Source organism: Aerococcus tenax, assembly GCF_003286645.3.
GTDB lineage: Bacteria > Bacillota > Bacilli > Lactobacillales > Aerococcaceae > Aerococcus > Aerococcus tenax.
In genome coordinates this window covers 1,213,435-1,228,440 of sequence record NZ_CP127382.2, presented here as the reverse complement: position 1 = coordinate 1,228,440, position 15,006 = coordinate 1,213,435, and the positions used below count along the sequence as shown (strand labels likewise).

Annotated in this window: 15 protein-coding genes and 1 tRNA gene; 15 read left to right on the top strand and 1 reads right to left on the bottom strand. The window is 43.1% G+C overall.

The features are described from left to right. The first annotated feature begins 161 nt into the window (after positions 1-161). From DBT50_RS05770 to DBT50_RS05715, 12 genes are all read left to right on the top strand, one after another. Positions 162-233, top strand: a tRNA-Glu gene (locus tag DBT50_RS05770). 254 nt (positions 234-487) lie between these two features. Beyond that, entirely contained in the window at positions 488-1,264 is a 777-nt protein-coding gene (locus DBT50_RS05765) for a DeoR/GlpR family DNA-binding transcription regulator (protein WP_111853131.1), read from the top strand. Further along, positions 1,245-2,069 (top strand): HAD family hydrolase, encoded by an 825-nt coding sequence (locus DBT50_RS05760; protein ID WP_111853132.1) that lies wholly within the window; start codon positions 1,245-1,247, stop codon positions 2,067-2,069. The genes DBT50_RS05765 and DBT50_RS05760 overlap by 20 nt, the downstream gene beginning before the upstream one ends. A gap of 28 nt (positions 2,070-2,097) precedes the next feature. Further along, entirely contained in the window at positions 2,098-2,625 is a 528-nt protein-coding gene (locus tag DBT50_RS05755) for a VanZ family protein (protein ID WP_111853133.1), read from the top strand. Positions 2,626-2,762: 137 nt separating this feature from the next. Further along, positions 2,763-3,665, top strand: coding sequence for a ribokinase (locus DBT50_RS05750; protein ID WP_111853134.1), 903 nt, complete (start codon positions 2,763-2,765; stop codon positions 3,663-3,665). 156 nt (positions 3,666-3,821) lie between these two features. Next, a complete protein-coding gene (locus tag DBT50_RS05745; RefSeq protein WP_111853135.1) occupies positions 3,822-4,418 on the top strand; it encodes a hypothetical protein in 597 nt (198 codons plus the stop codon). A gap of 112 nt (positions 4,419-4,530) precedes the next feature. Beyond that, positions 4,531-4,821, top strand: coding sequence for a hypothetical protein (locus tag DBT50_RS05740; RefSeq protein ID WP_070559947.1), 291 nt, complete (start codon positions 4,531-4,533; stop codon positions 4,819-4,821). Between the two features lie 104 nt (positions 4,822-4,925). Beyond that, positions 4,926-5,888, top strand: coding sequence for a YihY/virulence factor BrkB family protein (locus DBT50_RS05735; RefSeq protein WP_181566067.1), 963 nt, complete (start codon positions 4,926-4,928; stop codon positions 5,886-5,888). Between the two features lie 35 nt (positions 5,889-5,923). Next, positions 5,924-7,210 carry an FtsW/RodA/SpoVE family cell cycle protein gene (locus DBT50_RS05730; protein WP_111853137.1) on the top strand — a complete coding sequence of 429 codons (1,287 nt, stop codon included), beginning with the start codon at positions 5,924-5,926 and terminating at the stop codon, positions 7,208-7,210. Then, complete coding sequence (locus DBT50_RS05725; protein ID WP_111853138.1) at positions 7,188-7,550, top strand: Spx/MgsR family RNA polymerase-binding regulatory protein; 363 nt, start codon at positions 7,188-7,190, stop codon at positions 7,548-7,550. The genes DBT50_RS05730 and DBT50_RS05725 overlap by 23 nt, the downstream gene beginning before the upstream one ends. Positions 7,551-7,553: 3 nt before the next feature. After that, positions 7,554-7,904 carry a glycine cleavage system protein H gene (locus DBT50_RS05720; protein ID WP_060778388.1) on the top strand — a complete coding sequence of 117 codons (351 nt, stop codon included), beginning with the start codon at positions 7,554-7,556 and terminating at the stop codon, positions 7,902-7,904. A 47-nt stretch (positions 7,905-7,951) separates the two neighbouring features. Then, the gene (locus tag DBT50_RS05715) at positions 7,952-8,440 is read left to right on the top strand and encodes an LURP-one-related/scramblase family protein (protein WP_064292709.1); all 489 of its coding nucleotides are present in this window, start codon (positions 7,952-7,954) and stop codon (positions 8,438-8,440) included. Positions 8,441-8,519: 79 nt separating this feature from the next. Here DBT50_RS05715 and DBT50_RS05710 read toward each other — a convergent pair whose 3' ends face one another. Next, positions 8,520-9,263 (bottom strand): gamma-glutamyl-gamma-aminobutyrate hydrolase family protein, encoded by a 744-nt coding sequence (locus DBT50_RS05710; RefSeq protein ID WP_013669318.1) that lies wholly within the window; start codon positions 9,261-9,263, stop codon positions 8,520-8,522. A gap of 99 nt (positions 9,264-9,362) precedes the next feature. Here DBT50_RS05710 and DBT50_RS05705 point away from each other — a divergent pair, with 99 nt between their 5' ends. The 3 genes from DBT50_RS05705 (at position 9,363) to DBT50_RS05695 (ending at position 14,961) form a co-directional block, all read left to right on the top strand. Continuing rightward, positions 9,363-11,267 carry a M13 family metallopeptidase gene (locus DBT50_RS05705; RefSeq protein ID WP_111853139.1) on the top strand — a complete coding sequence of 635 codons (1,905 nt, stop codon included), beginning with the start codon at positions 9,363-9,365 and terminating at the stop codon, positions 11,265-11,267. Between the two features lie 349 nt (positions 11,268-11,616). Further along, entirely contained in the window at positions 11,617-13,263 is a 1,647-nt protein-coding gene (locus tag DBT50_RS05700) for a peptide ABC transporter substrate-binding protein (RefSeq protein ID WP_111853140.1), read from the top strand. A 69-nt stretch (positions 13,264-13,332) separates the two neighbouring features. After that, positions 13,333-14,961 carry a peptide ABC transporter substrate-binding protein gene (locus DBT50_RS05695; RefSeq protein WP_111853141.1) on the top strand — a complete coding sequence of 543 codons (1,629 nt, stop codon included), beginning with the start codon at positions 13,333-13,335 and terminating at the stop codon, positions 14,959-14,961. Positions 14,962-15,006 lie beyond the last annotated feature (45 nt).

Sequence of the window (15,006 nt, the reverse complement as noted above, 5' to 3'; positions counted from 1 at the left end):
TATTCATCCCTTATAGTAGTAATTATATGGGATTTAGGCAAATTTTTCAGCTTTCTTTTCATTATTGATTATATAAAACCACATTCATCAAAATTAAGTCTTTACAAATGAAAATATCAGGCGTATTCTAGTTATTGTCGTCAGGAAATGACACAAGACACTGCCCGGTGGTCAAGGGGTTAAGACGCCGCGTTCTCAGCGCGGAATCACGGGTTCGAATCCCGCCCGGGTGATAATGATTTCAATAGAGGGCTCAAGAATGTAGAATTTAAAGCATTCTTGAGGCCTCTTTTTTATGTTCGCTAAAAAGTTAGTAGAAATGTTAGTAGAAAAGACTAGATTTCTAAAATAGAACGAATGCTCACTAAGTTATCGATACTTAAAAACAATGATAAAAGCATACAATTACTTAAAATAACTCACAAACGCAGAAAAACATGCTAAAATAAAGCTAGTAATTAAAAACATAATAGAAGGGAGGCCATCTATGTACCAAGAGGAACGTTTAAGACTAATCATGAAGGAATTAAAAGATAAGGGGCGTTTAACGGCTAAGGAAATGACATCGGCTTTGGGTGTTTCTAGAGATACGGTTCGCCGGGATTTTAATTTACTGGAAGATCAAGGGCTTGCCCACCGTACACATGGGGGCTTAATCTTGCCTAAGCAAGTGCCAGTCATTGCTCCTTACCAGAGTCGCTCTAAGCAATCAACCCAAGCCAAACGGGCTCTTGCTAAAGTGGCACAAAAATTTCTCCAAAAAGGGGGCTTTTACTTTTTCGATGTTTCTACTGTGGTTAGCCAACTAGCTCAAATAAGTGAAGCGCCGATGACGATATATTCCCATTCTTTAGATAATGCCCTGATTTTTAGTGAGAAAGCAGGGATCGATTTCAACCTTTTAGGGGGCAAGTACTATCCTAAGAACCGTTTTTTTGCTAACTTAGATACCCTCAAGCAACTTGACCGGCTTTATTTTGATGTAGCTTTTATCGGTGCTGCGGGTTTAAAGGATGGAAAAATTTCCTATGACGACCAGGCCGACTCCCAGCTTAAGGAAGTGGTAATCAACAATTCGCACACCATCGTTCTCCTAGCCGAAGCGGAGAAATTCCAACAAAGTGGCCACTACCAAGCGGGGAGCCTGGAAGAAATCGATTATCTCATCACTAGCCAAGCGCCTGAAGTGATTAAAAAGATTGATGGATTGGAAGTAATTGAAACCGACAGAAAGGAAGAAGATCATGACACAAGCTCAGATTAAACTGGTAATCAGTGACATTGATGGAACCATTCTCGATTCTAACCACCAGGTCGATGACCAATTGAAGGACCAGATAAAAGCTCTTAAAAAGCAGGGGATTCCCTTTGTCTTAGCTTCTGCTCGCTCACCCAGAGGAATGTATGGCTTAGCCAGAGAATTAGAACTTGATCAGAATCCGATTGCTACTTATAATGGGGCCTTGATTGTAGCTAGCGATCCGGAAAAACTTGATCAAGCCTTGGTGAACCATGTGATCGATCCCGATGAAGCCGGAAAACTGATTGACCTCCTCCAAAGTCAATTTCCTACGGTTTCTATCAACCCCTATGCCGGAGCGGAATGGTATGCTAATGCTAAGAGCGCCTGGACGGATGAAGAAGCTGCCATTACCCAGGATAAACCGATTATTAAAGATCCTCAGGAATTACTTGAAGAGGGGATTGGGATTAATAAGTTTCTATTGATTGACCAGCCTGGCCAAATCAGTCGTTTAGAAGTTTATCTCAAGTCGCTTAACTTCAAGCATTGTGATTTCTACCTCTCTAAGGACAATTACTTAGAAGTGACGGCTAAGGGTGTCTCCAAGGAAAATGCCTTGCGAGAAATTGCTGAACGCTACCAAGTGTCCCTGGAAAAGTGTCTAGCTATTGGCGATAATTTTAACGATATTCCCATGCTTCAGTTAGCGGGGTTAGGGATAGCTATGGCTAACGCGCCTGAGGAAGTTCAAGCGGCGGCCGATGAAATCACTAGTTCAAACGATAACCATGGAGTGAGCCAAGCCCTCAGTCAATGGGTACTATAGATATATATTAACTTCAAAGGAGCTTATTGTGACCTTAAAACAAATTCGAAACCTTGCCTTTATGGCTTTAATTTTTTTACTCGTCTTGACCTTTCCTAGTTCATCTACCTCTTACCAAGACCAGAGTCTGATCCCGCTTTTGAAGTCGGCCCTAGCCAATCACCCAGGGGAAAGCTTATTTAGTGGTCTTTCTTTTACCTATGCCGGAGAGGAAATTTCCATCCACGCCCGGGGCTATTATGCTTTTATTGAGTTTTTTATCCGCAAGGGGGCTCACTTTGTCCTCTTTGGTAGTCTGGCTAGTCTCGCCTACCTCTCCTTATTAATCGATGTCAAAAGCTTGCCAGTCCGCGTTACTTTGGCAACTTTGTTGACTTTTGGCTATGCGGCTTTTGATGAATTACGGCAGATATTTACTCCCAACCGGACCGGACTCCTGGCTGATGTCTATCTGGATACTTGTGGGGCGCTGTGCTTTATTTTGTTAACCGTTTTAGTCTTTGGCTGGTTGAGAAAAAGAGGTTGGATTAAAGAAACTCCACTTCCTAAGACCTGATAGCTAGCTTGTTAGCGGCTAGAAAAGATGATAAACTTAAGGTGATTATATTGTAAGCGATTGCGCTTCAGTTAAGAAAAGTATGACTTGAGTTTCATCATAAAAGTTGCGTGAAAAATAGAAAGATAGGGAGCAAAATGAGTAAAGTAATTGTTGTTGGCAGCATTAATATCGATATGACCATGGTGACTGACCGCTTGCCTCGGATTGGCGAAACCATTCTTGGCGATACCGTGAACTATTTCATGGGCGGCAAGGGAGCTAATCAAGCCGTTGCTGCTGCTCGTTTAGACAGTGATGTGCGGATGGTGGGTAGCGTTGGTGATGACTCTTTTGGAGACAAAGCCCTCAAACACCTCAAAAAGGAAGGAGTAGTCACTGACCATATTAAGGTAGAGAAGAATATTTTCACTGGAATGGCAGCCATTTTTTCCGTTCAAGCGGACAATTCGATTGTGGTTTTGCCGGGCGCTAATGGCTTAGTTGAAGTTGGTGAGAATTTTGCTGATTTAGTTGAGGAAGGCGATATTGTCCTGGCCCAATTAGAAGTTCCCTTAACGACGGTCAAGCAGGCTTTTTCAATTGCACGGAAAAAAGGGGCAAAGACTATCTTAAATCCAGCACCTTTTGACTCAGGGATTAATGAGTTTATTGATCTGGCTGATATTGTCACGCCTAACGAAACCGAATTTGCCGGAATGTTGGACCGTGACATTGACGACTCGGAAATCGAGGCGGCCATGCTAGAGTGGAGCCAAGCTCACGATGCCTTGTTGATTGTTACCCGGGGCTCCCAAGGGATTTCCTATGTTCGTGAGGGCCAAGTGCTTTCGATTCCAACGATTGAAGCGGATGTTAAAGATACGACTGGGGCAGGGGACACCATGAATGGCGCCTTCGCTGCTTTAATGGCTCAAGGTAGTCCTCTGGAAGAGGCGCTCCGCCTGTCTTCAATTGCTGCAACCCTATCTACCACTAAGGTTGGTGCTCAAACCGCCATGCCTTATCCAAAAGACCTAGAGAACTACCGTAAGGCCTAAGTTTTCTTTTCCAGAGTTAAAAATTAGGAAAACGTAAAGATTATGGGCTGATCATTTTTGGATTAAAAGCTGTGGTAAAATAACAAGTGAAGCAGAGTGGATACGAATACACTCGACTAGAAAATGATTTATTTAAAAATAAATGAGGGATTTATGATGAATAAAAATTTAAAAGGCTTTATCGCGGTTACACTTAGCGCTGTCCTGCTAGCGGCTTGTTCTGAACAGGGCGTGTCTTTTGCTGATAAGCACCAATCATCCGATGCCAAAACCGAGCAAACTTCCAGCAGTCAAGCTAAGGAAAGCAGCCAAAAAGCGGATACTGACAAGAAGCAAGATACTGACCAAGAAAAATCGAGTCAGTCAGATAAGGCAAGTAGCCAAGTTAAGGGTAAAAGCGTTAAAGCAAATAATGAAAGTGGTCAAGCGGGACCAGGTCAATCAGCAAGCAAGAGCCAAGCAGAAGCTGCTGAGAAACCTGCAAGTTCAGTGACCCCATCCAATAATTCTAATGACATTATTGCTAAAGTGGTGCCTATGATCCACCAAGTCACTGATAATATTTACCGTAGCGAAGATTATAGTTTCATGCCTTCTAAGGTCGATGATAATCTTGTTCAAGTGGAAATCCGTCGCCAATCACCTAATAACCAAATTCATACCAACCTTGTTGCTATCTACCGTTATAATAACCAAACGGGCGAATTAACCAGTATGGATTTGGTGTCCGGTCAATGGCAAAAGGTCAACTAATTCCCTAAATCCTCATTTATCATGTAATTAACCAGGGCCAGGCGCTCTGGTTTTTCTTATCTTCACTTGCAAATAGAACACCTGTTCGGTAAAATGAAATCAGGTGATAATTATGCAAGTGATCTATAAAGAAAGCCATTGCCGCAAAAATATTCGTTCCTGGTTAGAAGGCAAAGGCTATCGTTACCAGCGGGACTTTAACAAAGGGGCGATTATTCAAACCAATAAGGGCTACTATCAGTTGTGGGACCTGCATATTAAGGATGTCGACCAGGGAACCTACCGCAATTATTTTTTTGCTGAAGGAATATCGGGAGACTTTGACCTCTATGTTTTTACAGTGAGAGAGACGCTTTTCTCTAGTCAAACCGCTAAGGCTTTCATTAATTCGCTATCTATTTAACAACAGGGGCCTTAAAAAGCCAAGCTCGTCCCAGCTTGTTTGACACACTTAGGCGGATCTATTGTATAATGGATAAGACATCTATCAAGATAGGAGCGAGACCCGTGAAAAAAATCAAAGAAGTCTTAGTGCCGATCGCCAGTCAGAGCGTCCAGGATGCCAGTATTGGTAGTTCAGCAGCCGAACTGGCTTATTATGCCTTGTTGGCAATTTTCCCTATGCTACTTTTAGTGGCCAATATTATTCCTTTACTCCCTTTTGATTCAGCCCAGGCAGTGGAGTGGATTACTGCTATTCTCCCCAACGAAATTGAGCCTTTGCTGATTCCTACTTTGGAATCGTATTTGGATTCCACCAGTGCCGGGAGTCTTTCAATTAATACCATCTTAGTGATCTGGTCATCCTCGGCTGGTTTCTCCGCCTTGCAGCGGGTCTTGAACCGGGTCTATGGCAATCCCAACCACAAAAATGCGGTGATTACTCGGATTGCTTCTTTCTTGATCGCCTTTCTCTTAGTCTTGACTGTGGGAGTATTTTCTCTCTTTTTTGTCTTTGGTGAGACCCTTCTACGCGTTATTAACAATTTTGTTCCCTTACCTCTAGGTTTCGTGGAGTTGTTACTGGGCTTAAAATGGCCTGTCCTCTTGATTTCGGTCTTTATCTTGATGTTATTTATCTATATCGTCGTTCCTAACCAACCGATGACCTTGAAATACGCCTTACCCGGATCGATGACCGCTGCTGTAATGGTTCTCTTAATTTCCAGCTTGTTTGGCGTCTACGTCCAGTTTGCCGGAGGCTCTTCGGTTCAAAACGGGACCATTGGCGTTTTCATTGCCTTAATGCTTTACCTGTATTTAAATGGGATGGCTCTCATTGTGGGAGCCTTAGTCAATACCATTTATTATCGCTATAAACATGCGGATACCTATTTTGATCAACGCATTAAGTATGAGGTCAGTCTATCTCCAGATTTTCCTCATTTAAATGATAAGGAGATCGCTTATAGTCCCTTAAAACGGGCCTCCAAGGCGATTCAAGCGGAAGCTTTACAGAAGAATGACTAAGCGTATTGTTAGCTGTTAAACTAAGGAGTGTAAGTATGGCACGTTCAAGAAGCCAACGTTTAAAAAAAATTAGCCAAGCAAAATCCATTAATCCCACCATTATCGCGCTTTTATTAGCACTGATGGCCATGAGTGTTGCGGTGATTTTCGCTACCACTTATTTACAATTTGGGGGCGGCTCATTAAAGCCCACTCTGATGCAAATCTTTTGGTATGTAGTCAGTTTTATTGCCATTGCCTTTGTCATGCAGATTGACAAGAAGACCTTTTATCGATTTGTTCCTGTCCTGTATGGTTTCGGGATCTTTCTCTTGATCTTGGTCCTGTTTTTCTATGACCGCCAACAATATACCTTGTTTGGGGCTAAATCCTGGTTCACCATCGGGACCTTGTCCTTCCAACCATCAGAGATTATGAAGTTCTTTTATATCTTAATGATGTCCCGTTTGGTCAGTGAATATAATCAAAGAACCGAAGCTTTGAATTATGACGCTTTGCCGGTTTCTAAGCAGTTAAAATGGGACTTTAAATTTATCGGCCGCATGATTTTATGGACTGCGGTGCCGGTGGTATTGATCCTCTTACAGAATGACTTTGGGACGACCCTGGTATTTATGATGATCTTTTCGGGTATGATTTTTGCGTCGGGGGTTAACTGGCGAATTATTCTGACCATTGCTTTAATTATTGGTGCTATCTTTGCTGGCTTACTCTTTTTGGTGATTTACAACCGTGACTTACTTTATCACTTAGGTTTTCAAGATTATCAATTTGCCCGGATTGATTCCTGGTTGGCTCCCTTTGAAAATACGCGGCGGGAGTCCTACCAATTGAGTCAAAGTATCAAGGCTATTGGTTCCGGTCAATGGCTGGGTAAGGGTTTTGGTAATTTTGAAGTTTATGTCCCCGTGAGAGAGTCCGACATGATTTTTTCCACGATTGGTGAAAATTTTGGCTTTATTGGCAGCAGTCTTTTGATCCTGCTTTATTTCTTATTGATCTTAACCATGATTGCCATTGCCTATGAATCCTACGATTCCTTCTATATAGCAGGTACTGCCGGGATCGTTTCTATGATCCTCTTCCATATTGTAGAAAATATTGGCATGTCCATTGGTCTCTTGCCTTTGACAGGGATTCCCTTACCCTTTATTTCGCAAGGGGGATCGGCCTTATTAACTAATATGCTCTGTATGGGCTTTGTCTTGTCCATCCAGTATAATCAAAACCGGAGTGAAGCAGAAATACAAAAACATTGGCTCAATCGCCTATTGCGCAAGTTAAGTGGAGGTGACCGTCTTGATCAGTTTATATGGCCTTAAGCAATGTTCTACCTCGCGACGAGTGGAAAAAGTCTTTAACGAGGCCGAGATTGACTATCAGTTTTACGATATTCGTGAACAAGTGCCTAGTAAGGAAGATATTAAACGGGCCCTAGAAAACACTGACCGACCCAAGCAAGTCTTTAACACGTCGGGGTCGGCTTACCGAGAAATGGGCTTAAAGGATAAAATTGATGATTTATCCCAGGAAGAAATTGTTGACTTATTAGCGAGTGATGGGATGTTAATTAAACGTCCCTTAGTGACAGATAAGGAAGTAGCCACTACAGGGGCTAAGGAAGATACTGTGGCTTACTGGATAGAAAAAGAGGGGAAGTAAACAATGGAAAAAGTATACACTGATAATGGTTTATGGTTAACTCAAACAGCAGATAAACAAGTGATCATTGGCCTATCTAAGGCTGGCCAAGAAGAATTTGGTGACATTTCCTTTATTAATTATTTAGTTGACCAAGACTTGGTAGCTGGGGAAGCCTTCGTTTCTATTGAAGCGGAAAAGGCGGTAACCGATATCTTAGCACCTTTGTCTGGTAAAGTCGTCGGTAAAAATGAAAAGGCTGAAGGCACCCCCACTGATCTCAATTCAGATAAGGATAATTTAAATTGGTTAGTGGCTGTAGAACCGAGTTCAGCCTTTGATCCAACTGCCTTTAAGTCAGAAGAGACTAAGTAATTTTTTCGCTAGCTGCTGGGACTAAGGAAAGGGGTTTGTGTCAGACGATGCGCCGTTTATATATTAAACAGAGGATTTTTAAAATCACGGATCACTATAATATCAAAGACGACCAGGGCCAGGTCTGCTACCGGGTGGACGAAGACTTTAAGTTTTTTGGTCATAAAGTCAAAGTGTCTGATCCACAAGGTCAGCCGCTTTTTGAGATTAACCGGAAACTTTTCAAAATCTTTTCAGAGTACCAGATTAAATTTGTTGATGGCAGCCAAGTGACCATTAAAGACCGGCTGAGTTTCTTTAGAAGAAAGGTTAAAATTTCTAGTCCTGACTATAATTTGGACTTGAAGGGGAATTTCCTAGATAACAATTTTGCGCTTACCCTTGATGGTGAGAAGATTGGTTCAATTAACCATAAGATTTTTGCTATTCGGGATACCTTTGTTCTTGATGTCTATGATGAAGATTATGAAGCGGTGATGGTGGGACTGGCCATTGCCCTAGACAATATGATGGATAACGAAGAGGCTGCTGATTAAAAAAGAAAACGAGACTTCACCGAGTGCTAGAGGTAGACGCTTGTCGCCTATTCTTACTCGATTGAGTCTCGTTTTTTCTTTAGAAGTATGAGAACCATTCAAAGATGGGCATCATTTCTTCGTTATTTTGGATCATTATTTCTGGATGCCATTGGACTCCTAAGAGGGGGTGCTTTTCATTGTCATCACCAAATTGGTAGGATTCAATGACTCCATCAGCGGCCCAGGCAGTGGCTTCTAATTTAGGTGCGAGGTCACGGATGGCTTGGTGGTGGTAGGAATTCACTTGAGCCTTGTCCTTGTTACCTAGGAGCCGGTACATTTCACTACCTTCTTTAATGGTGACTGAGTGGTGGGGGTAAATCATCCGGCTATGTTTTTGCACGTGCTGGATGGCTGGGCGGTCCTTAACGGGATAGTAGGAAAGGTCTTGGTAAACTGTTCCTCCCAGTAAAATGTTAATCAGTTGGAAGCCCCGACAAACGGCAAGGATGGGCACTTGGTACTTGAGGGCCGCTTCAAAGAGGGCTCTTTCCCAGTAGTCTCTTTTCGGGTAGATATCATTTAAGCGGGGAGCTGGATCTTCACCGTACATCAAGGGGTGAACATCTTGACCTCCGGTAAATATCAAGCCGTCAATTCGCTGGATATAGTCTTCAGCGCGTCTTAGGTCGCTATGGATAGGAATGATGATGGGAAGGTTTCCTGACCGACTGACCCCGTCGACGTAACCGTGGGGGGTATAGTCCCGGGAAAATTCATCCCATTCCCGGTCATTGAGGGTGTCATTTCCCGTGATTCCGATCACTTTATCAATGCGCATGGCTAAACTCCTTCCTTGTCTTTTATGCAGTCAATGCATGTAATCCGTTCTATGATATAATAACACTAAGTTTTTTTCAATTTTGAAAGGAGTTCATTTATGACAGTAGATATGTCCCAAGCAAAAGAAGACCTCTATATGGCCGTGAACGGGGAGTGGATTGACCAAGCTGAGATCCCTGAAGACAAGTCCTCAACAGGTGGTTTCATGGCCTTACGGGATGGGATTGAAGAATTATCCATGGCAGACATTGAGAAGATGGCTGCTGGAGAAATTAAGCTAGAGAATCCTGAAATGGAAGAAATGATCGCCCTCTATCAATTAGCTATGGACTTTGATCGTTTGGACCAAGAGGGAGCTAATCCCATCCAAGCTGACCTAGAAAATGTGGACGAATTGACTGACTTTAGCCAAATTCAAGCCTTTTCTAAGCAATGGTTACTGGCTGGTCATGATTTCGTCTTTAATTTGGGCAATGAGGCCGATATGAAGAACACGGTGAACTATGCCCTCTATCTCAGTCGCCCTAACACCATTTTGCCTGATAAGGGCTACTATGAAGAGGATAACGGAACGGGTAAGCAATTATTAGAAATTTGGCGTCGGTCGACCGTTGATCTCTTAAAGGCTATGGGCTTTAGTGATGAACTGAGCCAACGCCATACCGACCAAGCTATCGCCTTTGATGCGCTATTTGTTCCTTATGTGAAGTCCCAGGAAGAATTAGCGGACTATACCAAGTCCTATAATCCTAAGGACATTAATGAAGTGGAAAGTTACTCATCTCACTATTCGCTTAAGGCGATTATCAAGGAATTAATTGGACAAGAGCCAGAAACCGTCATTGTAACGGAACCGCGCTATTTTGAAGCCTTAGATGAATTTTTCAGCCCCCACCATTTTGAAGAATTGAAGTCTTGGATGATTGTTAATGTGGCTCGTGATGGGGCTCAAGCCTTGTCCGAAGACTTGCGTCAAATTGCTAGCCAATATAGCCTGGCTTTATCCGGTAATCCTAAGACTATGAGCCGGGAAAAACACGCCTTCTATCTGACCGTAAATACTTTTGACCAAGTCTTTGGTTGTTATTATGGTAAGAAGTACTTTGGCCCAGAAGCCCGGGCTGACGTTACCGCGATGATCGAAGAGATGATTGCGGTTTATAAGGACCGACTCAAGCACAATACCTGGCTTTCCCAACAAACCATTAAGAAGGCCATCGTTAAACTGGACGCCATCACGATTATGGCGGGCTATCCTGATAGCTACCCAGAAATTTATCAGCGCTTCAAGGTGGACAGTAACTTACCGCTCTACCAAAATCTCAAATCCTTTACCGCTGAACGGGTTAAGGACAATCTCGCTAAGTGGGGGAAAGAAGTTGACCATAGTCGCTGGCATATGTCTGCCGAAACAGTTAACGCCTACTATGATCCTTCAGCCAACAATATTTGCTTCCCAGCAGGTATCTTGCAAGCACCTTTCTATGACTTGAAGCAAAGCCGCAGTGAAAACTACGGTGGAATTGGTGGGGTAATCGCCCACGAAATTTCCCATGCCTTTGATAACAATGGCGCTCAATTTGATGAGCAGGGGAATTTAAATAACTGGTGGCTGGATGAGGACTATGAAGTCTTTACCCACAAGGCCCAAGCCATGATTGACCAGTTTGACGGTTTACCTTTGGGAGACGGCGAGGTCAATGGGACTTTAACGGTGTCAGAAAATATTGCTGACGCTGGCGGCTTGCAAGCGGCTTACCAAGCCATGACCCATGAGGAGGACTACGATCCCATTGCCTTCTTCAATAATTGGGCCCGGATTTGGTGTATGAAGGCCCGTCCTCAATACCAAAACCTACTATTATCTATTGACGTCCATGCCCCTAACTACTGGCGGGCTAACCAACAAGTTAAGAACTTGGATGCCTTCCATGTGGCCTACCAAACCTCTTCAGAAAATAAAATGTACCTAGACCCAGAAGACCGCGTCGTTATCTGGTAAAGATCAGAGTGTGACAGTCACAACAAAGATCATGCCATTACGCCACTAAATACTGTAATAAAGCCTATCGGGAGACTTATTCCCTTTAGGCTTTTTTACTGCCTCATTTTGCCTTTTATGAGGAAAACCCGGTAATTTTTCTGCTATCGAAAATTCAGATCGATCATGCTGGAAAAATACTAACTAAATGTAAGTCGTTTAAGTTTACTTTTCATCCTGGATTGGAGTAATATAAGACCATGATGATTTACTTATTAAAAGTAAGTGTGCTATAGAAAGCTTTTAAAAAGAGTAGTCCATTGCAGATTTACCGATAAGTAAAAATAAATGAGAAAAAGAGGTGGAAGAAATGAAGCGTTGGTATAAGCTAATCAGCTTGCTATTCATTGGAGTGTTGGTGATGGCAGGCTGTAGTAGCAGCGGAGGCGGGGCCAATAACCAGGCCAGCCAGGAAATCGCCGTCACTTCAGAAGGTGAACTGGCATCGCTAGATACAATTAAGTCTTCCGATTCACCGAGCTTGAACGTGGCTTCTAACACCATAGAAGGCTTATACCGTCCTGCTCCTCAAGATAGTGAAAATCTCAAGGAACTAGGGATGGCTGCTGAAGAACCTGAAATCAGTGAAGACGGCAAGACCTATACCTATAAAATCCGTGAAGATGCTAAGTGGTCAACTGGTGAACCGGTGACCGCCCACGACTTTGTCTACACCTATCGTAAGGCGGTAACTCCACCGGAACTCTCCCAAAACGTTAACCGGTTCTTCCCGATTAACAAGGCTAAAGAAATTTCAGAAGGGAAGGAAAGCCCAGAGAACTTAGGAGTTAAAGCGCTGGATGACAAGACCCTAGAATTTACCCTAACTTCTCCTACGGCTTACTTTGAAGACTTGTTGGGAACCCCAGCCTTTCTCCCTCAAAGCCAAAAGCTGGCTGAAGAAGTCGGTGATGACTACGGTTCATCTGCAGAAAAGACGGCCTTTAACGGGCCCTTCTTGGTTGAAGGCTGGACCGGGACGGAAAACAGCTTTGACTTAGTCAAGAATCCGGATTACTGGGACGCTGAAAATGTACAATTGAGCCGAATTAACTGGGAAGTGTCTAAAGAATTACAAACCAACTATAATCTCTTCAATTCAGGTGATGTCCAATATACGCAAACCGGTAATCCTTATGTGGAACAATTAGACGGAGAACCCATCCTACAAACCAGTCTGAACGGGAAGGTTGGTTACTTACAATTTAACTTTGATAAACCTATTCTGAAAAACAAGCACGTTCGTCAAGCCTTGCGGTCTGGTTTTGACAAGGAGGCCTTTACCCAAGCTGTCCTTAAAGATGGGTCTCAAAGCCTTGATGGCTGGGTACCAGCAGACCATGTCTCTGATCCAGCCAGCGGGCAAGACTTCCGGGCCATGAATGGCCACTTAGGAGCCTACGACTTAGACTTTGCCCAATCTGAATGGAAACTCGCCAAGCAGGAACTCGGTCTTGATCAGATTGAATTAGAATTATTGACCTCAGATACGGATACTTCTAAAGCCACGTCGGAATTTTTACAAGGTGAATGGCAAAATAATCTGCCTGGTTTGACTGTAACGATCCGCAACGTGCCTTTGAAGAGTCGCCAACAAATTACTAACACTGGTGAATATGACATGGTTTATGGGACCTACCATCCAAGTTATGTGGATCCCACTGCTTACCTGGATTACTTCCATAGCCAAAGTGCCTTAAACAATGCTAATTTTGATTCAGAAAACTATGACTCACTCTTAGCGACAGCGCAAAATGAGTTGGGGGACCAACCTGAAGCCCGCTTCCAAAAGCTTTTAGAAGCAGAGCGTTATTTGATGGAAGATGAAGCGGCATTGGGAACCATTTACCAAGGGGCCTATGCCTTCTTAGTGGATCCAAAACTCACTGGCGTTATTAACCAAACGAACGGTGTCACCAATTACTTTAGGGCGGCAACTTATCAAACAGAAAACTAATTTAGGAACAATGAGGCTGTGAGCTTAGTCATAGTCTCTTCATAAAATAAAACAGAAAGAAGCGATCTTATGAAGTTAGGTGTGAAAAGCTTAGGCTTATTATTTAGTGTTCTAGTGGCCTTAGCAGGATGTTCAGGAGGGAGTGGGAGTGAGTCTTCCCGGCAGACAGAAATTACGGCGACTGCCGATGGGGAGCTAGCTTCCTTGGACAGTATTGCCTCTTCCGATATTCCCACCCAAAATGTCTTAGCTAATGTCACTGAAGGTCTTTACCGTCCTTCTATTGATGGTGGCAATGAACTAGGAATAGCAGCGGAAGAACCTGAGGTATCTGAAGATGGCTTAACTTACACCTTCAAGATTCGAGACAATGCTAATTGGTCAACTGGAGAGCCAGTAACCGCCCAAGACTTTGTCTTTTCCTATCGTAAAGCGGTTGACCCTAATGCGATCTCAGAAAATGTCAACAAGTTCTTTGTGATTAAGAATGCTCGGCCAATTTCAGATGGTGAGCTGCCAACCGATCAATTAGGGGTTAAGGCCATTGACGATAAGACCCTAGAGTTTACCTTAGAAGCGCCTACGCCTTATTTCAAAGGCTTACTAGGGACTCCTGCTTACTTGCCTCAAAGTGAGAAACTGGCCAAGGAGGTTGGCGATAACTATGGCTCCTCCCAAGATAAGACAGCCTTCAATGGTCCCTTTGTGGTTGATGGCTGGACCGGTAACGAACAAAGCTTCCAATTAAAGAAAAACGACCAATATTGGGATAAGGACAATGTCCACCTAGATACTATTAATTGGCAAGTTTCTAAAGAAATGTCGACCAACTTTAATCTCTTTGAAAACGGGAAGGTTCAATATACCAAAGTTGGCAACCCTTATGTGGAACAAGAGCAAAATAATGAAGCCTTAACTGTCGACCCCTCTGGTTTAGTGGGCTATCTACAATTTAACTTTACCCGTGAACCAACAAATAATGTTCACTTACGTAAGGCTTTAGCTTCATCCTTCGATAAAGAAGCCTTTGTCCAAAACGTGCTCAAAGACGGGTCAACCCCAATTGATGGTTGGATACCTAAAGAACATGACCAAGACCCAGATACTGGTGAAGATTTCCGGGCCCAAAACGGTTCGCTATCCTCCTATGATGTTGATAAGGCTAAAGAAGAATTTGAAAAGGCTAAGGCTGACTTAGGACGAGATAAGATTAGTATTGAGCTCTTAACCTCAGATACGGATGTCTCCAAATCAACCTCCGAATTTTTACAAGGGGAATGGCAAAAGAACCTGCCTGGTATTGAAGTCACTATCCGTAACGTGCCCCTCAAGAGTCGTCAAAGCATTGCCGCAAGCAAGGATTACGATATTATGTTAGGAACCTTTATTCCTTCCTATGTTGATCCAATCGCTTACTTAGAATACTTTGAATCTCATTCGACCTTGAATACGGGTTTCTATAATTCTGAAGTTTTTGATGGACAATTAAACCAAGCCCGGACAACTTTAGCTAACCAACCCAAAGAACGTTGGGATACCTTGTTAGCTGCTGAGCGGACATTGGTTCAAGATGACCAAGCTTTGGCACCAATTTACCAAGGCGCTTTCGCTAATATGATTGATCCTAAGCTCAAAGGGGTTATTAACCAAACCAATGGGGCTCAATCCTATTTCCGTGCAGCAACTTATGGCGAGTAAAAGTTCATACAATATTACCGATAATGGGATCAGAGCAATTCTTTG

Excerpts from the sequence above, each read along its gene's own strand:
- DBT50_RS05765 (WP_111853131.1), top strand. The coding sequence starts at position 488 with ATGTACCAAGAGGAACGTTTAAGACTAATCATGAAGGAATTAAAAGAT.
- DBT50_RS05760 (WP_111853132.1), top strand. The coding sequence starts at position 1,245 with ATGACACAAGCTCAGATTAAACTGGTAATCAGTGACATTGATGGAACC.
- DBT50_RS05750 (WP_111853134.1), top strand. The coding sequence starts at position 2,763 with ATGAGTAAAGTAATTGTTGTTGGCAGCATTAATATCGATATGACCATG.
- DBT50_RS05745 (WP_111853135.1), top strand. The coding sequence starts at position 3,822 with ATGAATAAAAATTTAAAAGGCTTTATCGCGGTTACACTTAGCGCTGTC.
- DBT50_RS05740 (WP_070559947.1), top strand. The coding sequence starts at position 4,531 with ATGCAAGTGATCTATAAAGAAAGCCATTGCCGCAAAAATATTCGTTCC.
- DBT50_RS05730 (WP_111853137.1), top strand. The coding sequence starts at position 5,924 with ATGGCACGTTCAAGAAGCCAACGTTTAAAAAAAATTAGCCAAGCAAAA.
- DBT50_RS05720 (WP_060778388.1), top strand. The coding sequence starts at position 7,554 with ATGGAAAAAGTATACACTGATAATGGTTTATGGTTAACTCAAACAGCA.
- DBT50_RS05715 (WP_064292709.1), top strand. The coding sequence starts at position 7,952 with ATGCGCCGTTTATATATTAAACAGAGGATTTTTAAAATCACGGATCAC.
- DBT50_RS05710 (WP_013669318.1), bottom strand. The coding sequence starts at position 9,263 with ATGCGCATTGATAAAGTGATCGGAATCACGGGAAATGACACCCTCAAT.
- DBT50_RS05705 (WP_111853139.1), top strand. The coding sequence starts at position 9,363 with ATGACAGTAGATATGTCCCAAGCAAAAGAAGACCTCTATATGGCCGTG.
- DBT50_RS05700 (WP_111853140.1), top strand. The coding sequence starts at position 11,617 with ATGAAGCGTTGGTATAAGCTAATCAGCTTGCTATTCATTGGAGTGTTG.
- DBT50_RS05695 (WP_111853141.1), top strand. The coding sequence starts at position 13,333 with ATGAAGTTAGGTGTGAAAAGCTTAGGCTTATTATTTAGTGTTCTAGTG.